General features: G+C 71.8%; 24 protein-coding genes. 8 read left to right on the top strand and 16 right to left on the bottom strand.

Annotated features, from left to right (window positions below; translation table 11 throughout):
• Positions 1–75: 75 nt before the first annotated feature.
• From EV684_RS10570 to EV684_RS10560, 3 genes are all read left to right on the top strand, one after another.
• Positions 76–927, top strand: coding sequence for an MOSC domain-containing protein (locus EV684_RS10570; RefSeq protein ID WP_132646979.1), 852 nt, complete (start codon positions 76–78; stop codon positions 925–927).
• A gap of 96 nt (positions 928–1,023) precedes the next feature.
• Positions 1,024–2,118: a redox-regulated ATPase YchF gene (gene ychF, locus EV684_RS10565; RefSeq protein WP_132646977.1), complete on the top strand. Its 1,095-nt coding sequence runs from the start codon at positions 1,024–1,026 to the stop codon at positions 2,116–2,118.
• 62 nt (positions 2,119–2,180) lie between these two features.
• A complete protein-coding gene (locus tag EV684_RS10560; RefSeq protein ID WP_132646975.1) occupies positions 2,181–5,372 on the top strand; it encodes a CHASE domain-containing protein in 3,192 nt (1,063 codons plus the stop codon).
• 9 nt (positions 5,373–5,381) lie between these two features.
• Here the strand turns inward: EV684_RS10560 and EV684_RS10555 are convergent, their stop codons facing one another.
• A complete protein-coding gene (locus EV684_RS10555; RefSeq protein WP_132646973.1) occupies positions 5,382–5,837 on the bottom strand; it encodes a GbsR/MarR family transcriptional regulator in 456 nt (151 codons plus the stop codon).
• A gap of 266 nt (positions 5,838–6,103) precedes the next feature.
• Between EV684_RS10555 and EV684_RS10550 the strand changes: the two genes are divergently transcribed.
• Entirely contained in the window at positions 6,104–6,742 is a 639-nt protein-coding gene (locus tag EV684_RS10550; RefSeq protein ID WP_132646971.1) for a cysteine dioxygenase family protein, read from the top strand.
• Between the two features lie 43 nt (positions 6,743–6,785).
• On the opposite strand, the gene EV684_RS10545 is transcribed toward EV684_RS10550, so the two are convergent.
• Positions 6,786–8,072 carry a hypothetical protein gene (locus EV684_RS10545; protein WP_132646969.1) on the bottom strand — a complete coding sequence of 429 codons (1,287 nt, stop codon included), beginning with the start codon at positions 8,070–8,072 and terminating at the stop codon, positions 6,786–6,788.
• 325 nt (positions 8,073–8,397) lie between these two features.
• Between EV684_RS10545 and rpoH the strand changes: the two genes are divergently transcribed.
• Entirely contained in the window at positions 8,398–9,318 is a 921-nt protein-coding gene (gene rpoH / locus EV684_RS10540; RefSeq protein ID WP_132646967.1) for an RNA polymerase sigma factor RpoH, read from the top strand.
• Between the two features lie 55 nt (positions 9,319–9,373).
• On the opposite strand, the gene EV684_RS10535 is transcribed toward rpoH, so the two are convergent.
• The 5 genes from EV684_RS10535 to EV684_RS10515 are packed head-to-tail and all read right to left on the bottom strand — an operon-like array spanning position 9,374 to position 13,326.
• Entirely contained in the window at positions 9,374–9,985 is a 612-nt protein-coding gene (locus EV684_RS10535) for an SCO family protein (protein WP_200222420.1), read from the bottom strand.
• Positions 9,961–10,878: a heme o synthase gene (cyoE, locus tag EV684_RS10530; protein WP_132646965.1), complete on the bottom strand. Its 918-nt coding sequence runs from the start codon at positions 10,876–10,878 to the stop codon at positions 9,961–9,963. The genes EV684_RS10535 and cyoE overlap by 25 nt, the downstream gene beginning before the upstream one ends.
• A gap of 18 nt (positions 10,879–10,896) precedes the next feature.
• Positions 10,897–12,018 (bottom strand): COX15/CtaA family protein, encoded by a 1,122-nt coding sequence (locus EV684_RS10525; RefSeq protein WP_132646963.1) that lies wholly within the window; start codon positions 12,016–12,018, stop codon positions 10,897–10,899.
• A gap of 2 nt (positions 12,019–12,020) precedes the next feature.
• Entirely contained in the window at positions 12,021–12,587 is a 567-nt protein-coding gene (locus EV684_RS10520) for a thioredoxin domain-containing protein (RefSeq protein ID WP_132646961.1), read from the bottom strand.
• A gap of 37 nt (positions 12,588–12,624) precedes the next feature.
• Positions 12,625–13,326, bottom strand: coding sequence for an SURF1 family protein (locus EV684_RS10515; protein ID WP_132646959.1), 702 nt, complete (start codon positions 13,324–13,326; stop codon positions 12,625–12,627).
• 42 nt (positions 13,327–13,368) lie between these two features.
• Between EV684_RS10515 and EV684_RS10510 the strand changes: the two genes are divergently transcribed.
• Positions 13,369–13,575 (top strand): DUF2909 family protein, encoded by a 207-nt coding sequence (locus EV684_RS10510; protein WP_132646957.1) that lies wholly within the window; start codon positions 13,369–13,371, stop codon positions 13,573–13,575.
• 11 nt (positions 13,576–13,586) lie between these two features.
• Here the strand turns inward: EV684_RS10510 and EV684_RS10505 are convergent, their stop codons facing one another.
• Genes EV684_RS10505 through EV684_RS10480 form a run of 7 tightly spaced genes read right to left on the bottom strand, consistent with a single transcriptional unit; the run spans position 13,587 to position 19,212 of the window.
• A complete protein-coding gene (locus EV684_RS10505; protein WP_132646955.1) occupies positions 13,587–14,465 on the bottom strand; it encodes a cytochrome c oxidase subunit 3 in 879 nt (292 codons plus the stop codon).
• 21 nt (positions 14,466–14,486) lie between these two features.
• Positions 14,487–14,699, bottom strand: a complete 213-nt coding sequence (locus tag EV684_RS10500; protein ID WP_132646953.1) for a DUF2970 domain-containing protein — start codon at positions 14,697–14,699, stop codon at positions 14,487–14,489.
• Positions 14,696–15,271 (bottom strand): cytochrome c oxidase assembly protein, encoded by a 576-nt coding sequence (locus EV684_RS10495; protein ID WP_132646951.1) that lies wholly within the window; start codon positions 15,269–15,271, stop codon positions 14,696–14,698. Before EV684_RS10495 ends, EV684_RS10500 begins: the two co-directional genes overlap by 4 nt.
• On the bottom strand, positions 15,268–15,390 hold the full coding sequence (locus EV684_RS24350) for a cytochrome oxidase small assembly protein (RefSeq protein WP_242478660.1): 123 nt from the start codon (positions 15,388–15,390) through the stop codon (positions 15,268–15,270). Before EV684_RS24350 ends, EV684_RS10495 begins: the two co-directional genes overlap by 4 nt.
• A gap of 11 nt (positions 15,391–15,401) precedes the next feature.
• On the bottom strand, positions 15,402–17,045 hold the full coding sequence (ctaD, locus tag EV684_RS10490) for a cytochrome c oxidase subunit I (RefSeq protein ID WP_132646949.1): 1,644 nt from the start codon (positions 17,043–17,045) through the stop codon (positions 15,402–15,404).
• A gap of 28 nt (positions 17,046–17,073) precedes the next feature.
• Complete coding sequence (gene coxB, locus EV684_RS10485; RefSeq protein WP_200222419.1) at positions 17,074–18,285, bottom strand: cytochrome c oxidase subunit II; 1,212 nt, start codon at positions 18,283–18,285, stop codon at positions 17,074–17,076.
• 15 nt (positions 18,286–18,300) lie between these two features.
• The gene (locus EV684_RS10480; RefSeq protein ID WP_132646947.1) at positions 18,301–19,212 is read right to left on the bottom strand and encodes a class I SAM-dependent methyltransferase; all 912 of its coding nucleotides are present in this window, start codon (positions 19,210–19,212) and stop codon (positions 18,301–18,303) included.
• Between the two features lie 20 nt (positions 19,213–19,232).
• Here EV684_RS10480 and EV684_RS10475 point away from each other — a divergent pair, with 20 nt between their 5' ends.
• Positions 19,233–19,919, top strand: coding sequence for a ComF family protein (locus EV684_RS10475; protein WP_132646945.1), 687 nt, complete (start codon positions 19,233–19,235; stop codon positions 19,917–19,919).
• Between the two features lie 14 nt (positions 19,920–19,933).
• On the top strand, positions 19,934–20,404 hold the full coding sequence (locus EV684_RS10470) for a tRNA (cytidine(34)-2'-O)-methyltransferase (RefSeq protein ID WP_132646943.1): 471 nt from the start codon (positions 19,934–19,936) through the stop codon (positions 20,402–20,404).
• 152 nt (positions 20,405–20,556) lie between these two features.
• Here EV684_RS10470 and EV684_RS10465 read toward each other — a convergent pair whose 3' ends face one another.
• Positions 20,557–21,537 (bottom strand): NAD(P)H-dependent glycerol-3-phosphate dehydrogenase, encoded by a 981-nt coding sequence (locus EV684_RS10465; protein ID WP_132646941.1) that lies wholly within the window; start codon positions 21,535–21,537, stop codon positions 20,557–20,559.
• A 47-nt stretch (positions 21,538–21,584) separates the two neighbouring features.
• Positions 21,585–22,055, bottom strand: coding sequence for a protein-export chaperone SecB (gene secB, locus EV684_RS10460; RefSeq protein ID WP_132646939.1), 471 nt, complete (start codon positions 22,053–22,055; stop codon positions 21,585–21,587).
• Positions 22,056–22,099: the final 44 nt, after the last annotated feature.

Here is a 22,099-nt window from a genome sequence, read left to right as displayed (position 1 = left end):
GAGCGCGGCGACGGTCATTGTAGAAGGCCGCGCCGAGCACAATCGGCGCTCCCGTCCGCCTTCCGGAGTCTTGAGTTGAGCGATCTCGATTGCCGCGTCTCGCAGCTGTTCGTCCATCCGGTGAAGTCCTGCGCCGGCATTGCCTGCGACGAGGCGCTCGTCGTCGAGACCGGCCTCGACCTGGACCGCGCCTGGATGGTGGCCGACGAGAACGGCGCGATGCTGACCCAGCGTCAGTGGCCGCGTTTGGCGCTGGTCTCGACGACGCTGCGCGGCGACGAACTGGTGCTGCGTGCGCCCGGCATGCTGACATTGCACCTGGCGATCGACAGCGTCGAGAGCGCCACCCGCGCCCGCGTCTGGGACGACGAGGTCGCGGCCTACGCCCTGGGCGCGCTGGCGGCGCAGTGGTTCAGCGACTTCCTCGGCCGCCCGGCGCGCCTGCTGCGTTTCGACCCCGAGCAGCGCCGGCTGTCCTCGCGCCGCTGGACCGGCGACATCGAGGCCGAGAACCAGTTCTCCGACGGTTTCCCGATCCTCGTCGCCTCCAGCGCCTCGCTGGCCGAGCTGAACCAGCGCCTGGCGGCACGCGGCCAGCCGCCGGTGGGCATCGAACGTTTCCGCCCCAACCTCGTGCTCGACGGCCTGCAGCCCTTCGACGAGGACCATCTCGACGAGATCGTCATCGAGGCCGACGGTGGCCCGGTGCGGCTCAAGCTCGTCAAACCCTGCGTGCGCTGCTCGATCCCCAACGTCGACCCGGCGAGCGCCGAGACCGGCACCGAGCCGGGCGCGACGCTGGCCGGTTTCCGCGCCGACGCGCGCATGGACGGCGGCATCACCTTCGGCATGAATGCGGTGATCGTCGAAGGATTCGGCCGCACGCTGCGCCGCGGCCAGGCGGCGAACGCGAGCTGGGCCTTCTGAACACGCACGGCAGGCGCCGGCTGTAGGAAAATCGCCGCCTTCGCGCCGGCGCCCGCCGCCGTCGCCCCGAACGCTCCCTTTCTCGAAAGCCCCTCCATGAGCCTCAAGTGCGGCATCGTGGGCCTGCCCAACGTCGGCAAGTCCACCCTCTTCAACGCCCTCACCAAGGCCGGCATCGCCGCCGAGAACTACCCGTTCTGCACGATCGAGCCCAACGTCGGCGTCGTCGAGCTGCCCGACCCGCGGCTCGTCAAGCTCTCGGAGATCGTGCAGCCCGAACGTGTGGTGCCGGCGATCGTCGAGTTCGTCGACATCGCCGGCCTCGTGGCCGGCGCCAGCAAGGGCGAGGGCCTGGGCAACCAGTTCCTCAGCCACATCCGCGAGACCGACGCCATCGTCAACGTCGTGCGCTGCTTCGAGGACGACAACGTGATCCACGTCGCCGGCCGCGTCGACCCGATCGCCGACATCGAGGTCATCCAGACCGAGCTCTGCCTGGCCGACCTGGGCACGGTGGAGAAAAGCCTGCACCGCTACGTCAAGGCCGCGCGTTCGGGCAACGACAAGGAAGCAGCGGCGCTGGTGAAGGTGCTGGAGAAGTGCCAGGCGGCGCTGGACCAGGCGCAGCCGGTGCGCAGCATCGACTTCAGCAAGGAAGAGCGTGTCATCCTGAAGCCGCTGTGCCTGATCACGGCCAAGCCGGCGATGTTCGTCGGCAACGTCAGCGAAACCGGCTTCGAGAACAACCCCTTCCTGGACCGTCTGCGCGAGTACGCCGCGAAGCAGAACGCGCCGGTGGTGGCGATCTGCGCCAAGACCGAGGCCGAACTCGCCGACATGGGCGACGAGGACCGGGCGCTGTTCCTGGCCGAGATGGGCCAGGACGAACCCGGGCTGAACCGGCTGATCCGCGCCGCCTTCAAGCTGCTCGGGCTGCAGACCTACTTCACCGCCGGCGTGAAGGAAGTGCGCGCCTGGACGATCCACATCGGCGACACCGCGCCGCAGGCCGCCGGCGTCATCCACACCGACTTCGAACGCGGCTTCATCCGCGCCCAGACGATCGCCTACGAGGACTTCGTCGCCTTCCGCGGCGAGCAGGGCGCCAAGGACGCCGGCAAGATGCGCGCCGAAGGCAAGGAGTACGTCGTCAAGGACGGCGACGTGATGAACTTCCTGTTCAACGTCTGATCCCCACGACCATTTCCTGAGCGTCGCGGCACGCGGCGCCGGGCGGCGGTAGAGTGCCCCCCGTGCGCCCGAACGCCGACGCTCCGCCCGCCGTCGCCAGGCCGCCAGCCTGGCGGGTCGCCACCGCGACCGCGCTGTGCTACGCGGCCGTCGGCTGGCTCGCCCTGCTGCTGGCGGTGCCACCGGGCTACGCCTCGCCGCTGTACCCGCCTTCGGGCATAGCGCTGGTCGCGGTGCTGGTCTACGGGCGCGCGGCGCTGCCGGGGGTCTTCACCGGCAGCTTCCTCGTCAATCTCGTGCTCGGCGCGGCGCGTGGGCAGACCGACGTCGCCGCGCCGCTCGCGCCGCTGGCCATCGGCCTGGGCGCGATGCTGCAGGCCGGGCTGGGCGCGGCGCTGGTGCGCCGGCTCGTGCCGCAACCGCTGGTGCTGGACAGCGCACGCGACATCACCGCCACCGGCGTCTGGGGCGGCATCGTCGCCTGTCTGGTCAACCCGCTGGTGGCGACGGTCGCGCTGTGGGCCACCGGCGCGATCGGCGAGTCCCAGATCGCGCTGACCGCGCTGACCTGGTGGGTCGGCGACGCGCTCGGGGTGATGATCGGCGCCCCGCTGGCGTTGACGCTGGTCGGCCGCCCGTCCGAAGCCTGGCAGCCGCGCCGCCGCACGGTGGCCGCCCCTCTGCTGCTCACGACGCTGCTGCTGTCGGGCGCGACGCTGGCCGTCGGCCGCTGGGACCGCGACCGACTCGAAACCGCCTTCCGCAGCGACGCCGCCTCGCTGGCCGCCGACGCCGACCGCCTGCTGCACGAACCGATGCAGGCGCTGCAGGCCCTGGCCGGCGCCTACCGCGCCGCCGGCGGCATGAACGCCGAGGCCCTGGACGACGCCGCCCGCTGGTGGCTGTCGCAGCCGCTGCAGCTGCGTGCGGTGGGCCATGCGAGCCGCGTCGAGCGCGCCGGCATCGCCGCATTCCAGGCCCGGCTGCGCGACACCGGCGAGGCCGGGTTCACCGTCTACACACGCGGCCCCGGCGGCGCGGGCGACGCCGTCATCATCGACCTGATCGCACCGCGCGAACCCAACCAGCGCGCCCTGGGCGTGGACGTGACGACGGTCGCCGCCGCACGCGCCGCGCTGGACATGGCACGCGGCAGCGGCGAACCGGCCGCCTCCGCCGCGTTCCGGCTGTCGCAGTCCGACCCGCAGGACGACGAGACCGGCTTCGTCCTCTACTACCCGCTGTACGACGGCGCCAAACCGGACGACGCCGCCGGCCGCCTGCAGCGCTTCAGCGGCGTGCTCTTCGTCACGGTGCGCGCCGAGCGCCTGCTCGCCGGACTGCCGGGCAACAACGCCCACGGGCTGCGCTGGTGCCTGGTCGACACCGAAGCGGGTGTCGAGCGCCCGCGCCTGGCCGGGCCGGCCGGCTGCGAGAACGAACGTGCCGGGCGACGGGTGGCGCTGCACCGCATCGCGCTGGCCACGCGCACGCTGGAGCTGCGCGTGTCGTCGACGGCGGCCTGGGAGCGCGAACGCCAGCAGACCAACGCCTGGGTGTTCTCGGTGGCCGGCCTGGCCGCCGCCGCGGTGCTGGGCGCGCTGCTGCTCACCGTCACCGGGCGCGCCCACCGCATCGGCCTGGCAGTCGAGGAGCGCACTGCCGAGCTGCGGCGCGAGATCAGCGAACGCCGCCGCGCCGAGGAGGAGATGCGCGAGGTGCAGGACCGGCTGCGCGGCATCCTGGACAACGTGCCGATCGGCGTCATGTTCGCCGACCTCGACGGCCGCCTCGTCGACACCAACCCCTGCCTGTGCACGATGCTCGGCCGCAGCGCCGAGGATCTGGTGCGCTGCTCGCTGGACGACATCTCGCACCCCGACGAGCGCGAGGCCGACCGCCAGGCGCTGGAGGAACTGCGCAGCGGCCGGGCCAGCACCGTGCGCCGCCAGACCCGGCTGCAGCGCGCGGACGGTGCGGTGCTGCACGCCCGCACGCTGTTCACGCTGCTGCGCGACGCCGCCGGCCTGCCCTGGCGCCTGGCCGGTGTTGCCGAGGACATCACCGAGCACCGCCGGCTCGAGGAGTCCGAACGTGCGCTGCACCGTGCCGAGGCCGCCAACCGCGCCAAGACCGAGTTCCTCTCGCGCATGAGCCACGAGCTGCGCACGCCGCTGAACGCGATGATCGGCTTCGCCCAGCTGCTGGGCCTGGACCGCGCCCCGCCGCTGGCCCCGCACCAGCGCGAATGGTCGACGCAGATGCTGCGCGCCGGCTGGCACCTGCTGGCGATGATCAACGACACGCTGGACCTGGCGCGGCTGGAGACCGGTTCGGTGCAGCTGGACCTGCGCCCGCTGGACCTGCGTTCCGCGGTCGGCGCGAGCATCGAGATGATCGCCTCCGCCGCCGAGCGCATGGGCGTGACGGTCGACGCCGACCTCGCGCCCGAGGCGCTGGCGGTGCTGGCCGACGACACGCGGCTCAAGCAGGTGCTGACCAACCTGCTGTCCAACGCCGTCAAGTACAACCGGCCCGGCGGCACCGTCGTCGTCGAGTCGGCGGCAGCCGACGTGCAGCGCGTGCAGCTGCGCGTGCGCGACACCGGCCTGGGCATGACGCCCGAGCAGGTGGCGGGGCTGTTCCAGCCCTACAACCGCCTGGGGCGCGAGCAGAGCGGCATCGAGGGCACCGGCATCGGCCTGGTCATCAGCCGCCGGCTGGCCGAGCTGATGGGCGGCACGCTGGAGGGCGAAAGCAGCGTCGGCCGCGGCTCGGTGTTCACGCTGACGCTGCCGCGTGCCGAGCTCGTGGCCGGCGCGCCGCCGTCGACGATCAGTTCGCCGCTGGAGCCCTACGCCAAGCGGCGCGTGCACTACATCGAGGACAACGAGACCAACATCGAGGTCATGCGCGGCGTGCTCGCCCAGCGCCCGCAGATCGCGCTGGAGGTCTCGATGATGGGGCTGGACGGCCTGGCCGCGGTGCGCCAGCACCGCCCGCACCTGATCCTGCTGGACATGCACCTGCCCGACATCAGCGGGCTGGAGCTGCTGCGCCACCTGAAGCAGGACCGCGACGTCGCCGACATCCCGGTCATCGTCGTCAGCGCCGATGCGACGACCGCACGCATGCAGGAGGCGCTGACGCTGGGGGCGGCGCACTACGTGACCAAGCCGCTGGATGTGCGCCGCTTCCTGCGCACCGTCGACGAGGCCCTGGCCGCGCACGAGACGCGCTGGGGCCTGCTCTGACACCGCCGGCTACGTCGTGGGCCGGTGCCGGTCGAGCGAGGCCTGGCTTGCCGCCAGCATCTCGGCGTGGTGGCGGCGGATCTCGGCCAGGCGCGCGCGGGCCTCGAGATCGAGTGCCGCCTTGCCGAGCAGGTCGTCGATGGCCTCGACGCAGCGCTGCTGGCGCGCGATGCGACGCTGCGTGAAGACCTGCACCGGGTTCTCGGCGAGGCGGAAATAGGTCTGCCGATCGCCCGGGCGCGTGATGCGTTCGAGCACACCCAGGTTCTCGAGCAGGCGTGTCATCGTGCTCACGCTGCCGCGGCTGATCTGCATGCGCTCGCCGATCTCCGAGAAGCTGAACGGCCCCGGCTCGAGCATGAAGATGGCCGCCATGCGGCCGAGGATCGGGGGCATGCCGTCGGCCTCCGCCAGCAGGCCGTGGGTCTCGATGAAGCGCTCGACGGCCGCGTCGTTTTCGGGCATGGGATTCGGTGAGCCGGTTGGCGTGACGGCGTGCAACGCACGGCCACGATCACGAAATCAGTCTAGAACGAAGAGCAGGCCGTCACAACGCCGCGCTGGCGCAGCCTCGCCGGCACACGCGGCCCGCACGCGCACCGTGGCCTTCGGCTTGTGGATCACCAATGTTCAGTCTAGACTGAACTGTCTGAACGATCCGCTTCGCATCTCGGACGTTCGGGCACCAGCGGCTCCGCCGCGGGCCGGGTCGGATGCAAGGGACCGCCGTCTTGAGCCTCGAACCTCTTCGCCGCTTCGTGCAGGCCGCCAGCCTCGCCGTCAACGCCTGCGGCGCCACCGAGCCCCCGTTGCAGCTGCTGGCCTGGCAGTTGCGCACGCTGCTCGCCCAGGACGACTGGCTGCCTGCCGAACTGGCCCGGCCGCGCCAGGGCTGCAGCACCTACCTGCTCTACGCCGACCCGGTGGACCGTTTTTCGGTGGTCAGCTACGTCACGGCGCCCGGCTTCCGGTCGCCGGTGCACGACACGGGGGTCTGGAGCGTGTTCGGCATGCTGCGCGGCGAACACCGGCTGCGGCTGCACGACCGTGCGCCCGACGGCCGCCCCGCCGCGGCCGACGAGGTGCTGCGCCTGCGTCCGGGCGAGGTGCTGCCGCCCGAACCCGGGCGCATGCCGATGTTCCAGATCGACAACCCGCACGCCGACGCGCCGGGTGTCGGGATCCACGTCTATGGCGGCGTGCTCGCCGGGCTGCAGTCGCTCGGCTTCGACGAACACGGCGAAGCCCACGCCCACGTGTTCAGCTACGCCAACTCCTGGATTCCGAACCTCTGGTCTCGCCGGCACGGCCCGCGGCCGGACGAGGCCGGGGCGCCGCCGACCTGGCGCGCCCTGCCGCACGGCACCTGAGGCCTGGCGGCCGGCTCACCGAAGCGCGGTCGCCGCCGCCGGGTCAGGACCCCGACGAGGGCATCGCCGCGCTCTTGCTCACCAGCGGCGGCCCGAGGCCGGTGTCCACGCGCCAGACGCCGTCGTTCGCCGGCGGTCGGGTCGCGTTGGACGGGATGATGCGCGTGTAATAGATGTACGGGCCCCGCGCCGTGATGTAGTACTCCGGGTCGATGCGCACACGCGGTGTCGCCGGGTCGTTCGTCAGCATGCGGAAGTTCGCCCGCAGCGGGTCGATGCCGGTGATCGCCAGCTGGTTGGGTACCGAGGTGTCGTTGAACACCGAACTCGAGCTGAGCTGGAAGAACACGTAGGACTTGCCGTTGTGCGTGAACTGCTCCGGCGACCAGATGTAGGGCACCTGGGCGGGCGTGTTGACGGTCTTGATGACCGTCCAGCGCTGCACCCCCTTGGCGTCGGCCAGCTTGCGGTAGACGAGCAGCTTGGTGCGGTCGGCGACGGTGAAGAACACCCAGTCGTTGCCGAACTCGGGCGCACGCCACATGAACGCGCCGAGCTTGGAGCTCGGCTCGAAGGTCAGCTGCTCCTTCTTTGCGGTGTCGGTGTCGTAGAGGAAGACCTGGTCGCGCAGCACGCCGTCGCTGCCCTTGGCCTGGGTAGCGTAGATCACCTTGCGGGTGCCCGCCACCCAGCGCCGGGCGATGCCCTTGCGGCCGTCGCTGATCGGCAGGGAGCGTTCGACGTCGGGCGTCAGCAGCGAGCGCCAGTAGACGAGGTTGGTGCGCTGGTCGAAGTAGCTGAAGCGCACGTCGCCGTCGTCGAAGTTCTTCGTGCCGTCGGGCGACTGGCGCTGCATCGGGTTGGGCAGCCAGCCCGCGGACCAGGCGCCGTTGACCTGCCTGGCCATCGCGATGCCGGCGTTGGCCGCCTTCTTCGGCTTGCTCATGTCGTACTTGGTGTACATCACGCCCGAGCCCTCGGGCGTGACGATCCACTCGGGGCCGTTGCCGAAGTCGGTGGCCGCCGAAGCGCCGGTGTCCAGCAGCACGCCGTGGCCGTCGGCGGGATAGAAGGCGCCGGTCTGGTGGTCGACGTAGCCCAGCCAGAGCTTGTTCGCGGGGTCCGAGAACACGAAACGCGCGTTGCCGTCGCCGTAGTTGCAGCTGGTGCACAGGCTGCCGTTGCGGCCCCAGTCGAACTCGAAGTCCGGAATCGCCGCCTTGGTGACCAGCACCTCCGGCAAGAGCGTCTGTGCGTGGCTCGGGAGCAGTGCCGCCAGCAGCGGCAGCACGAGCGACGCTTCGGTGATCAAGCGCACGGCGCGTTTCATGCGTATCTTTATTTCTCTTTTGTGAACAGGGGAATCGTAGCCGCGGGGCACCGTGCGCCCACTCGCCCGGTTGAGGGGGAGAGCGCGTGAATCCTTCACGCTCCGGCTCGCCGAAACCGGCCGGTGCACGCGGCCGGGACTCGCACGCCCGGCGCCGCAGACCGCCGGGCACCCCGTCGGGCTGCTGCGTGAGCCGGCATGGCAAGCCCGCGGGAGGAAGTGAGCCTGCGCACACATTCCGTCCGAAGCGGTCTTTAGCACTCACCCGGAGCGAGTGCTAATATTCCACGGAACTCGAGACCGCTTCCAGGACTCCCAAGCGACCATGAACCCTGCCACCACCGCCCTGACCGTCCGCGATCCGTGGGCCCTGGTGCCGTCGATCGGCAACCTGGACGCCTACATCACGGCCGTCAACCGCCTGCCGATGCTCAGCGCGCAGGAAGAAACGGCGCTGGGCAAGCGCCTGCGCGAGCACGGCGACCTCGAAGCCGCCGGCCGTCTGGTGCTATCGCACCTGCGCCTCGTCGTCTCGGTCTCGCGCCAGTACCTGGGTTACGGCCTGCCGCAAGGCGACCTGATCCAGGAAGGCAACGTCGGCCTGATGAAGGCCGTCAAACGTTTCGACCCCGACCAGGGCGTGCGCCTGGTCAGCTACGCGCTGCACTGGATCCGCGCCGAGATCCACGAGTACATCCTGAAGAACTGGCGCATGGTCAAGGTCGCGACGACCAAGGCCCAGCGCAAGCTGTTCTTCAACCTGCGCTCGATGAAGCAGGGCCTGAAGGGCGAGGCCGCCGACGCCGACCTGCACCGCAGCACGCTGACGCCGGCCGAGGTCGAGACCGTCGCGCGGGAGCTGAACGTCAAGCCCGACGAGGTCGTCGAGATGGAAACCCGGCTCTCGGGCGGCGACGTCGCGCTGGAGCCCCAGACCGACGACGGCGAAGAGAGCTTCGCGCCGATCGCCTACCTGGCCGACGACGCCAGCGAGCCGACGCGGCTGCTGGAGGCGCGCCGCCGCGACTGGCTGTCGGGCGACGGCATCGCGCAGGCGCTGTCGGTGCTCGACGAGCGCAGCCGACGCATCGTCGAGGAGCGCTGGCTCAAGGTGAACGACGACTCCAGCGGCGGCATGACGCTGCACGAGCTGGCGGCCGACTACGGCGTCAGCGCCGAGCGCATCCGCCAGATCGAGGTCGCGGCGATGAAGAAGATGCGCAAGGCGCTCGAAGCGGCCGCCTGACGCACGCCGCCGCCCCGCCCCCCGCCGGGCCGCCTTCGGGCGGCCCGCGTCGTTTTCAGGCCGCCTTCTCGTCGAGCAGGATCTTCAGGTCGTGCCTGAGCTTGTCGATGCCGGCGCCGTAGCGCGTGAACAGCCGCACCCGGCCCTGGGCGTCGAAGACGTAGGAGCCGGCGGTGTGGTCGATGGTGTAGCTGGTCGGCGTCTGGCCGGCGACCTTGTTGTAGAAGACCTTGAATTGCTTGGCCGCAGCCTTGGTCTGCTCCGGCGTGCCGCGCAGCGCAACGAAGCCAGGATCGAAGTTGGCGACGTAGGCCTTCAGCATCTCCGGCGTGTCACGCTCGGGGTCGACGCTGACGAACACGCCCTGGATGCGCTCGCCGTCGGCGCCGAGCTGCCGCTTGACCTCGGCGAGCTCGACCATCGTCGTCGGGCAGACGTCGGGGCACTGCGTGTAGCCGAAGAAGACCACCGTCACCTTGCCGCGGAAGTCCTGCAGGCTGCGCTGGCGGCCTTCGGCATCGGGCAGGTTCAGCTCCCGCGCGTAGTCGGCGCCGGTGATGTCGACGCCTTCGAAGCCGGCACGCGGCGGGCTGTTGCCGCTGTCGCAGGCGGCCAGCGTGAGCGCCGCGGCGGCGGCAAGGATCAGACGACGGGAGAAGACAGCCATGGCCAGAGGTAGTGGTCGATCAGCAGGGCCGCGAAGAGCAGCGACAGGTGCCAGATCGAGAAGCGGAAGGTCTGCCGCGCCAGCGCGTCGCCCCCTTCGCGCCACAGCCGCCAGGCCAGCACGGTGAAACGTGCGCCGAGGACGACTGCCGCTGCGAGATAGATCCCGCCGCTCGACCGGGACGTGAAGGGTAGCAGCGTCGCGGCGAACAGGGCGATCGTGTAGAGCAGGATCTGCAGCCGCGTGTAGGCGCTGCCGTGCGTCACCGGCAGCATCGGCAGCCCGGCGCGGCGGTAGTCCTCGACGCGGTACAGCGCCAGCGCCCAGAAGTGCGGCGGCGTCCAGAGGAAGATCACGAGGAACAGCGCGAGCGCCGGCGTGCCGACCTCGCCGGTCATCGCCGCCCAGCCCAGCACCGGCGGCATCGCGCCGGCGGCGCCGCCGATGACGATGTTCTGCGGCGTGCGCGGCTTGAGCACGACGGTGTAGACGATCGCGTAACCGACGAAGGTGGCCAGCGTCAGCAGCGCCGTCAGCGTGTTCACCCAGGCCAGCAGGATGGCGCAGCCCAGCGTGCACAGCGCCGCGGCGAAGACCAGCGTCTCGCCCGGGGCCAGTTCGCCGCGTGCGCTGGGCCGCCAGGCGGTGCGGGCCATGCGCCGGTCGATCTCGCGCTCGACCAGGCAGTTGAAGGCCCCGGCCGCGCCGGCCACGAGCCAGATGCCCAGCGTCGCCGCGAGCAGACGCGGCAGGTCGGGCCAGCCGGGCTGCGCCAGCAGCATGCCGATCAGCGCGCAGAAGACGACCAGCTGCACGACACGCGGCTTGGTGAGCTGCACGAACTGCGCCGGCTTGGACGGCAGCACGAACGGGGCGGCAGCGATACGGGCCATGGGCGGTCTCCTCGGGGGTCAGGCGGCGACGGGTTGCGGCTGCACGCTGGCACGTCGCGAACCCGCCGGCGCAGCGAGCGCGACGACGCTGGCCAGCAGCACGACCAGCGCCGCGGCGCCGGCCGAATGCACCAGCGCGGCGGCCAGCGGCCAGCCGAACACGACGTTGGACAGGCCGCTGGCGAGCTGCAACAGCAGCAGCGCCGCCAGCACGGCGCCGAAGCGGCGCCAGCCCGGCGCGCGCCACAGCCGCCAGGCCAGCGCGGCCAGGACCGCGACGGCCACCAGCGCGAACAGCCGGTGCGCCATGTGGATCGCGACCAGGGCCTCGAAGGACAGCAAGGCGCCGTCGCTGCCACGGCCCAGTTCGCGCCACAGGCCGAAGCCGGCTCCGGCGTCCATCGCCGGCCAGGCCTCGCCGTTGCACGCCGGAAAGCCGGTGCAGGCGAGCACCGCGTAGTTGCTGCTGACCCAGCCGCCCAGCGCGGCCTGCAGCATCAGCACGGCGAAGCCGGCGAGCGCCAACGCCCGCAGCCCCGGTGGCGCCGACGGCCGCGCCAGGCGCCACGACGCCTGCTGCCAGGCCAGCAGCGCCAGCAGCCCCAGGCCGCCGAGCAGGTGCAGCGTGACGACGGCCGGGAACAGCTTCAGCGTCACCGTGTACTTGCCCAGCAGCCCCTGCGCCAGCACCCAGACCAGCGTCGCCAGCGCCCAGCCGGCGCCGTGCGGCAGCGAGCGCCGGGCGCGCACGCTGGCCACCGCGAGCACCAGCACCAACGCGCCGACGGTCATCGCCAGGTAGCGGTGGATCATCTCGATCCAGGCCTTGGACCAGGTCACCGGCCCCGAAGGCAGCGCCTGCTGCGCCGCGGCGATGTGATCGGCCGCGCCGACCGGGCTGGCGTGGCCGTAGCAGCCCGGCCAGTCGGGGCAGCCCAGCCCGGAGTCCGACAGCCGGGTGAAGGCGCCGAAGACGACGAGGTCGAAGGCGAGGAACAGCGTCAGCGTCGTCAGCGCCGCCAGCCGCGCCTGCGGCCGCCCGCCGCGTGTGCGCCACAGCAACCAGCCCAGCGGCAGCGCCGCCAGCAGCGCGGCCAGCGCCAGCAGGCGGCCCAAGGGGGCGAGGTCGACGGCGGCCATCGTCAGCGCCCCGGGCGGTCCCAGAAGGCCGAGGCGCGCAGCAGGCGCTCGAGGTCGCGGCGCGCGAGCGACGGGTCGGCGCCGGCCGGCAGGCGCATCATCTCGCGGCCCATCGGGTCGACGATCAGCAGCGCGTCCTCGGCCTCGGCCGGCCCCAGCCAGCGCGCCAGCGCCGCGGCGTCGGCACGCAGCAGCGTCACCGCCGGCGCGGCCTCGACGGCGGCCTGCAGCGCCGGCGCCGGCCGGCCGGCGTCGGGCAGCAGCCAGAGCTTGTCGACGCGGTCGCGCTCGCGGCCGAGCATCTCGCGCAGCTGGCGCTGCAGGAACAGGCGCCGCTCGCAGGCCTCGCCGCAACTCGACGGCGCGACGACCACCAGCAGCCACTGCCCGCGCAGCGAAGCCGGCGCCACCGGCCTGCCGTCCAGGCCGGCCAGCGACAGGTCGGCCGGCAGCTCGCGCGGCGGCTGCACCAGCATGCCGGCGCGCGGCGCGCCCGCCGGCCGCACGACGTAGAACGCCAGATACGAGGCCAGCACCGGCGCGGCGCAGACCGTGGCGACGGCCAGCATCGTCAGCCGCCGTCGGCGCACCAGGCCGGGCGGCGGCTCAGCGTGGCCGGCGGGCACGGAAGACCAGGATTCCGACATACAAGACGAGCGCCAGCGCGGCGAAGAGGAACCATTGGCCGGCGTAGACCCGGTGGCGCGAGACGTCGGCGCTGGGCTGCGGCATCACGCGTCGCAGGCCGTCGGCCGCCGTCCGTGGGCCGTCGAGCTGCACCAGCGACAGCGGGCGCAGAGGCACGCCGATCTCGGCGCTCCAGGCGCCCAGGTCCAGGTTCTGGCGGATCACCGCGCCCGGGGCGTCGGCGCCGAAGGCGAACAGCCGCGACGGCGGCGGCGCCAGCTGCCCCGCCACCTGCACCAACGCGGCCGGCAGCGGCGGCGCGGCGATGCGGCTGCGTTCGGCCGCGTCGCGCGGCAGCCAGCCGCGCTGCACCGCCACCGCGCTGCCGTCGGCCAGCACGAGCGGGGTGACGAGCACGAAACCCGGCCGGCCATCGACCTGGCGGTTGTCCAGCGCGACGGTGCGATCGGCCAGCCAGCGGCCGGCGAGCGTGACGCGGCGGTAGTGCTGCGCCGCGGCCGCTTCGGGCGTTGCAGCCAGCACTGCCGCCGCCAGCGGCGGCAGCGCCGCGCGTTCGGCGACCTCGGCGCGCAGCGCCAGCTTGGCGGCGGCACGGTCGAGCTGCCAGAAGCCCAGGCGCACGCACAGCGCGGCGAACACCAGCGTCACGATCAGCCACAACCCCGCGCCCCGCCGGGCCGGGCGGCGCGCTACGCTGGGCCGATGAAGTTCGCCATCCTCGCCCTGCTCGCTGCGGTCTTCGGCGCGCTGGCCGCCGCCGGCGTCGCGCTGCTCGGCCGCCGCGACGCCGCCACCCGCGACCGCCGCATGGCGCGCGCGCTGGCCTGGCGCATCGGGCTGTCGATCGCGCTCTTCCTCGGCGTGCTGCTGGCCTGGCAGCTCGGCTGGATCACGCCGAACGCCGTCTGACAGCGCCGCGTTCACAGCCAGTACACCAGCAGGTACAGGCCCAGCCAGACGACATCGACGAAGTGCCAGTACCAGGCGACGCCCTGGAAGCCGAAATGGCGCTCGGACGTGAAGTGCCCGGCCTTCAGACGCAGCGTGATCGAGGCGAGCATCAGCAGGCCGACCAAGACGTGGAAACCGTGGAAGCCGGTCAGCATGAAGAAGGTCGAGCCGAAGATGCCCGACGTCAGCTTCAGGTTCAGATCGGTGTAGGCGTGGTGGTACTCGATCGCCTGCACGCACAGGAAGACCAGGCCCAGCGTGATGGTCGCCAGCATCCAGCGGATGGTGCCGGTGCGTTCACCGCCCAGCAGGCGGTGGTGGGCGACGGTGATCGTCAGCCCCGAGCTCAGCAGCAGCGCGGTGTTCAGCGTCGGCAGCGGCCAGGGGCCGATGATCCCGAAGGGCTCGACGACGCCGGCCGGTGAAGCCGTGAGCCCCGGCGCCTCGCTGGGCCACAGCGGCTTGAAGTCGGGCCACAGCAGCTGATGGTCCAGGCTGCCCAGCGAAGGCAGCGAGATCATCCGGGCGTACAGCAGCGCGCCGAAGAACGCGGCGAAGAACATCAGCTCCGAGAAGATGAACCAGGCCATGCCCCAGCGGTAGGAGCCGCCGACCTGCTCGGAATAGAGCCCGGACTCGCTCTCGTGCGCCGCCTGGCGGAACCAGTGGAACAGCACCCAGAGCCAGACGGCGAGGCCCGCCGCCGTGACCCAGGGCGCCCAGCGCGCGCCGTTGACCCACTGCGAGGCGCCGAGCATCACCAGCAGCATGCCGCCGGCGATCTGCACCGGATAGCTCGACGGCGGCGGGACGAAGTACGCGGACCGGGCGGGCGGATGGGCGGACATGCGGACTCCTCGTGTGGCGGTTCAGGCGGCGACGCCGCTGTCGACGACCCAGGCCGCCAGCAGCAGCAGCGCGGCGACCAGCGCGATCGCCGCGGCGATGCCGACGGCGATCACCAGCGCCGGACTCAGGTGGCGCAAGTCCTCCTCGTGTGCGGCGCCGCGGCGCACGCCGAAGAAGGACCAGGCGACGGCGCGCAGCGTGCGGGCCAGCGGCAGGCGGCGCGGCGCGTTCACGTGCCGCCCCCGGGAGCCGGCGGCGTGCGCCCGCCGACGGCGAAGAAGGTGTAGGACAGCGTGATCGTCGTCACCTCGCGCGGCAGCTTCGGGTCGACGACGAAGACCACCGGCCAGCTGCGCTGCTCGCCCGGCTGCAGCGTCCATTCGCTGAAGCAGAAGCACTCCAGCTTGCCGAAGTGCGCCGCCGCGACCTGCGGGGCGTAGCTCGGGATCGCCTGTGCCGTCATCGCCACCGGCTGGCGGTTGCGGAACACGTAGTCGACACGCGCCAGTTCGCCCGGGTGCACGGCCAGCGTGCGCCGGGACGGCCGGAACTCCCAGGGCCCGCGCGCGTTGGCGTCGAACTCGATGACCACGGTGCGACTCGTGTCGACCTGCGTGTTGGCCGCCGGCGCCGCGGCGCCGACGGTGTTGAGCTCGGCGCGCGCCAGCACGTTGATGCCCAGCGCGTCGCAGATCGCGCGGTACATCGGCACCAGCGCGTAGCCGAAGCCGAACATCGCCGCGGCGACGACGGCGAGCTTGGCGAACAGCCGCCGGTTGTCGGCCAGCAGCGCCCGCGCCGTCACCCGCGCCCCCAGCTCATGCGCAGCACGAAAGCCAGCCCGAAAGCCAGCGCCAGCGCCGCCAGCCACAGCCCCAGGCGCCGGTTGGCGCGCCGGCGGGTCTGCTGCTCGTCGAGCGCCATCACCGCGGCCCTCAGCGCAGGATGCGCGTGGCGCTGGCGTCCAGCCGCGGCGGCGTCTCGAAGCTGTGCCACGGCGCCGGCGACGGGATCTCCCACTCCAGGCCCTCGGCGCCGTCCCAGGGCCGGGCCGCCGCCGGCTCGCCCTTGCCGCGCATCATCGGCAGCACGACGAAGACGAAGAAGTAGACCTGCATGATCCCGAAGCCGAAGGCGCCGATCGTCGCGACGGCGTTGAAGTCGGCGAACTGCACCGGGTAGTCGGCATAGCGCCTGGGCATGCCGGCCAGCCCGAGGAAGTGCATCGGGAAGAAGGCCAGGTTGAAGAACACCAGCGACAGCCAGAAGTGCAGCTTGCCGTGGAACTCGGAGTACATGCGCCCGGTCCACTTCGGCCCCCAGAAGTAGACCCCGGCGAAGATCGCGTACAGCGAGCCGGCGACGAGCACGTAATGGAAGTGCGCGACGACGTAGTAGGTGTCCTGCAGCTGGATGTCGATCGGCGCCATCGACAGGATCAGCCCGGTGAAGCCGCCGATCGTGAAGACGAAGAGGAAGCCGATGGCCCAGAGCATCGGCGTCTCGAAGCTCATCGAGCCCTTCCACATCGTCGCCGTCCAGTTGAAGATCTTCACGCCGGTCGGCACCGCGATCAGCATCGTCGCGTACATGAAGAACAGCTGGCCGGTGACCGGCATGCCCGTCGTGTACATGTGGTGCGCCCAGACGATGAACGACAGGATCGCGATCGAGGCCGTGGCGTAGACCATCGAGGTGTAGCCGAACAGCTTCTTGCGTGCGAAGGCCGGCAGGATGTGGCTGATGATCCCGAAGGCCGGCAGGATCATGATGTAGACCTCGGGGTGGCCGAAGAACCAGAAGATGTGCTGGTACATCACCGGGTCGCCGCCGCCGGCGGGGTTGAAGAAGCTGGTGCCGAAGTGGCGGTCGGTCAGCGTCATCGTCACCGCGCCGGCCAGCACCGGCATCACCGCGATCAGCAGGTAGGCGGTGATCAGCCAGGTCCAGCAGAACAGCGGCATCTTCATCAGCGTCATGCCGGGTGCGCGCAGGTTGAGCACCGTGACGACGATGTTGATCGAGCCCATGATCGAGCTGGCGCCCATCAGGTGGATCGCGAAGATCGCCGCGTCCATGCTGGGGCCCATCTGCAGCGTCAGCGGCGCGTACAGCGTCCAGCCGGTGGCCGGTGCGCCGCCGGGCATGAAGAACGAGCCGACGAGCAGCAGCGCCGCCGGGATCAGCAGCCAGAAGCTGAGGTTGTTCATGCGCGCGAACGCCATGTCCGACGCGCCGATCTGCATCGGGATCAGCCAGTTCGCGAAGCCGACGAAGGCCGGCATGATGGCCCCGAAGACCATGATCAGCCCGTGCATGGTCGTCAGCTGGTTGAACAGCTCGGGGTTGAAGAACTGCAGCCCGGGCTGGAACAGCTCGCTGCGGATCGCCAGCGCCAGCACGCCGCCGGTGATCAGCATCACGAAGCTGAACAGCAGGTACATCGTGCCGATGTCCTTGTGGTTGGTGGCGTAGAGCCAGCGCCGCCAGCCCTGCGGGATGCCGTGGGCGTGCTCGTGCTGCGCGCCATGTGCTGGTCCGTGCGCGGGGCCGACCGGCGGCTCGAGGACAACGCTCATTCGGGGCTCCTGCCGCCTGCGGGCGGCGTCAAGGACGGGCCTGGGCGACCTGCGCGGGCTGCACCAGCGCGCCGGTCTGGTTGCTCCAGGCGTTCTTCGTGAAGGTGACGACGGCGGCGATCTCGGTGTCCGACAGCACCTTCCAGGACGGCATCGCGCCGTTGGCGGCGCCTTGCAGCACGATGTCGATCTGGCGCGCCGGCTCGTTGCGCACGATGGCGCTGCCGTCCAGCGGCTTGATCGGCCCGCCGCCCTTGCCGTCGGGGCGGTGGCAGGCGGCGCAGTTGGCGGCGTAGACCTGCTCACCCCGTGTCACCAGCTCGGCCAGCGTCCAGGTGCGGCTCGGGTCGTCGGCCGCGGCAGCCATCTCGCGTTTCTTCGCCTGCACCCAGGCGGCGTAGTCCGCGGCGCCGAGCACCTTGACGTGGATCGGCATGTACGCGTGCTCCTTGCCGCAGAGCTCGACGCACTGGCCGTAGAAGTCGCCGGTGCGCTCGGCGCGGAACCAGGTGTCGCGCACGAAGCCGGGGATCGCGTCCTGCTTGACGCCCAGTGCCGGCACGCCCCAGGCGTGGATCACGTCGTTGGCCGTGGTGACGATGCGCACCTTGCGCTGCACCGGCACCACCAGCGGGTTGTCCACGCGCAGCAGGTAGTCGTTGCCCTCGGGCCGGCCGGCGTCGGACATCTGCCGGTGGCGAGGGTCCAGCGTCGACAGGAAGGCGATGCCTTCGCCCTCGCCTTGCAGGTAGTCGTAGCCCCACTTCCACTGGTAGCCGGTGGCCTTGATCGTCAGGTCGGCGTTGGTCGTGTCCTTCATCGCCACGACGGTGCGCGTGGCCAGCGCGCCCATCAGGATGATGATCAGGAAGGGCACGACGGTCCACGCGATCTCGACCGTGACGCTCTCGTGGAAGTTGGCCGCCTTGTGGCCCAGCGACTTGCGGTGCTTCAGGATGGACCAGAACATCACCCCGAAGACGCCGACGAAGATCACCAGGCAGATGAGCATCACGACGTTGTGCAGCGAGTACTGCTCGACCGCGATGCGGGTGGCCGCCGGCTGCAGGTTGAGCTGGCGCACGCCGGGGCCGCCGGCGAGGTCCTCGACGGCTTGCGCCGCCCCCGCCGACAGCAGCAGCACGGCGGCCAGCGCCTGCGCCAGGCGCGGCCGGGCGGTAAATCCTTCTGCTGTTTCGTTCGCGCTCGCCTGGATGTCGTTCAAATCGCTGGACTCCATCAGGCTCGCGCGTCGCTAGCCGGGAGGTCTCCGGCCGGCGCGAACCATGCTTCGCAGGTCGTCGAGCGGCACCGCCGTCTGCGGTGCGACACGCGGCCGCGGCGGCGGCCGGAAGGCGTGTCCGAAGACGATCTCGAACGCGAGTGCCGGGCGACCGCCGGGAGCCGCGCCGTGCACGAGCGCCGCTTCGAGCCGCTGGCGCCAGCGAGGCGTGCGCAGCCCGGGGTGACGCGACGCGTCGACGTTGCCGCCCAGGGTCCTCAACTCGGCAATTGCCGCTCCCGCGTGAGGCCATGTCAGCGTGATGGTTTCCTGGTCCATCACCGGGTCGGCGAAACCGGCCTCGACGAGCATGTCGCCGAGGTCGTGCATGTCGACGAAGGGCGCGAACGGCGCTGTCCAGCCCTGTTCGGCGTAGATCGAGCGCAGGCGCTCCAGCGTGCCGGGGCCCAGCGTCGAGAACATCAGGAAGCCGTCGACGGCCAGGGCGCGGTGCCAGCGCGACATCGCGGCCTGCGGGTCGGCGACGCCGTGCAGCATCATGTTCGCCCAGACCAGCTCGGCGCCGCCGGGCGCGACCTCGGCCTCGGCCTGGACCTGCGGCGCACGCGCGCCGCCCCAGCGCCGCGGCGACCACCACGGCGACGCGGCCGGTGCCGGCGCGGTTTCGGGTTCGACGGCGACGACTTCGGCCGACGGATAGGCCGCGGCCAGCACGCTGCGGCTGGCGCCGGTGGCGGCCCACCAGTCGAGCACCCGCGCCGGCTGCTTGCGGATCACGGACAGGCGCTCGGCCATGCGGCGCGCGACCTCGCCGTGCAGCCAGGGCGGCTCGTCGGCGGCACGCAGGCGGCGCAGCACGCGCGCCAGCGCCGCCTCGTCGAGCGGGCGGCGTGCGGAGCGCTCGGCGGCGTCGGTCTCGGGCATGCGGCCAGTATATTGAGACCATGCTTTCGGCCGCCTGGCTCGCCCGCCTGCCCGGACAGTGCGAGGTCTGCCGCAGCGCCACCCGCGCGGCGCTGTGCGCCGACTGCGTCGCACGCTTCGCCGCGCCGCGGCCGCGCTGCCGGTGCTGCGCGCTGCCGCTGGCCGCCGGCGATGTCTGCGGCGAGTGCCGCCAGCGGCCGCCACCCTTCGAACACACGGCCTGCGCGGCCGACTACGGCTTCCCCTGGGACGGTCTGGTCGCGGCGCTGAAGTTCCACGGCCGGGTCGAACTCGCCGCCGCGCTGGCGCCGCTGGTGGCCGACGCCGCGGCGGCGCTGCCGGCGCCGGATGTCGTCGTGCCGGTGCCGCTGTCGGCCACGCGCCTGGCCGAGCGCGGCTACAACCAGGCCTGGGAGATCGCCCGGCGTTGCGCCCGCCGGCGCGGCGTGCCGGCGCGCGCCGACCTGCTGGAGCGCCTGCTCGACACACCGCCGCAGGCCGAACTGGGCCGCACCGAGCGCCTGGCCAACCTGCGCGCGGCCTTCCACGTGCCGCCGGCCGCGCGCACCGTGCTCGCCGGCCGCCGCGTCGCGCTCGTCGACGACGTCGCGACCACCGGCACGACGCTGCGAGAAGCTGCCGCCGCCTTGCGCCAAGCCGGCGCCGCGGCGGTCGACGCCTGGATCCTGGCGCGCACGCCGGACTGAGTTATGGTCGGCCGATGTTCGACATCGTGCTCGTCCACCCCGAAATCCCGCCGAACACCGGCAACGTCATCCGCCTGGCGGCCAACACCGGATGCCGGCTGCACCTCGTCGAGCCGCTGGGTTATTCGATGGACGACAAGCAGCTGCGCCGTGCCGGGCTGGACTACCACGAGTACGCGCCGGTGCGCCGCCACGCCTGCTGGGACGCGCTGCTGGAGACCGAGCGCCCCGACCCGGCGCGGATGTTTGTGTTCACGACCCGCGGCTCGCACCCGCTGGCCGAGCAGCGCTGGCAAGCAGGCGACTGGCTGGTCTTCGGCGCCGAGAGCGCCGGCCTGCCGGCCGAGCTGCTGGCGCGTTTTCCCGACACGCAGCGCGTGCGCCTGCCGATGCGCGCCGGCCAGCGCAGCCTGAACCTCAGCAACGCGGTGGCGGTCGCGGTCTTCGACGCCTGGCGGCAGAACGGATACGACGGCGCCGCATAGCCGTCCGCGCAGGCCGCGGCGGACCCGCAGCGCATCGGACGTCATACAAACTGGAGCCTCCCTCACGGAGGGAGGCTGGAGGGTGCGCTCGAACGAGCTGGAGCACCCTCTCGGAGGGGGCTCGGGGGAGCCGTGTGGTCAACAGCCGAAGGCTACTCGGCCTTCGACTGGCGGCCCATCAGCCGCCGCAGCGCGGTCTCGGGCGAGACGCGGCCTTCGAGTACCTCGACGACGGCTTCGGTGATCGGCATCTCGACGCCCAGCGCACGCGCGCGCTGCAGCACGGTGGCAGCGCTGTAGACGCCTTCGGAGACGTGGCCGAGCTCGGCCAGGATGTCGGGCAGCGCCTTGCCGGCGGCCAGCGCCAGGCCGACCTTGCGGTTGCGCGACAGGTCGCCGGTGGCGGTGAGCACCAGGTCGCCCAGGCCCGACAGACCCATGAAGGTGGCCGCCTGGCCACCGAGCGCGACGCCCAGCCGCGTCATCTCGGCCAGCCCGCGCGTGACCAGCGCGGCGCGCGCGTTGAGCCCGGTGGCGGCCAGGCCGTCGCCGATGCCGGTGGCGATCGCGAGCACGTTCTTCACCGCGCCGCCGACTTCGACGCCGACGATGTCCCGCGAGGTGTAGACGCGCAGCGTGTCGCTGTGGAAGGCCTCGACCGCCGTGGCGGCCAGCGTGTCGGACTCGCTGGCGGCGACCAGCGCCGTCGGCTGGCCGCGCAGCACCTCGAGCGCGAAGCTCGGGCCCGACAGCACGCCACCGGCGGCGCCGGGGCGCAGCTCGCGCGCGATCTCGTGGCCGAGCCGGCCGGTGCCGCTCTCGAAGCCCTTGCAGGCCCAGAGCGCGGGGCGCTCGTCAGGCAGCGATCCCAGGTGTTCACGCAGCCCGGCCATCGGCGTGGCGATGACCAGCAGGCCGCCTTCGCCGTGGGCGAGCGCGGCGTCGCGGTCAGCGCTGACACGCAGGCCGGCGGGCAGCGGCTCGTCGCCAAGATAGCGGGTGTTGCGGCCGGTGGCCGCGATGTCGGCGGCCTGGGCGGCGTCACGCGTCCACAAGAGGACGTCGTGGCGCGGCGCGGCCGCGGCGGCGAGCGCCGTGCCCCAGGCACCGGCGCCGAGGACGGCGATCTTCATCGTGTCGGCAGCGCGAAGGCGGGGCCGCGAAGGCCCCGCGAAGGCGATCAGTTCGCCGAGGTGATGATCGGCGAGCCGCCGTTGGCCTGGGCGGCCTCGGCCTGCATGCGGGCCTCGAACATGGCCTGGAAGTTGACCTCGTTCAGCAGGATCGGCGGGAAGCCGGCGCGCGTGCAGACGTCCGAGACGATGGCGCGCAGGTAGGGGTAGACCATCTGCGGGCAGACGATGCTCAGGATGCCCTGCATCTGCTCGTCGGGGATGTTGCGGATCTCGAAGATGCCGGCCTGCTTGGCCTCGACGAGGAACAGCGTCTTGTCGGCGACCTTGGTCGTGACGGTGGCGGTGACGGTGACCTCGAAGATGCCGTCGGCGACGACCTCGGCGGCCATCGCGAGGTTGATCTCGACCGCCGGCTGCTGCTGCTCGAGCAGGATCTGCGGCGAGTTCGGCTGCTCCAGCGACAAGTCCTTCAGGTACATGCGCTGGATCTGGAAAACGGGGGTCTCGTCGGCCATGGTGCTTCCGTGTTGGGGGGTGGCCGCCCGGGTTCGGGCGGCAG

The sequence above is a fragment of the Rubrivivax gelatinosus genome, assembly GCF_004340905.1.
Classification (GTDB): Bacteria; Pseudomonadota; Gammaproteobacteria; order Burkholderiales; family Burkholderiaceae_C; genus Rubrivivax; species Rubrivivax gelatinosus.
Note: the sequence above shows the minus strand (reverse complement) of the source record. Positions and strands in the feature narration are given on the sequence as shown.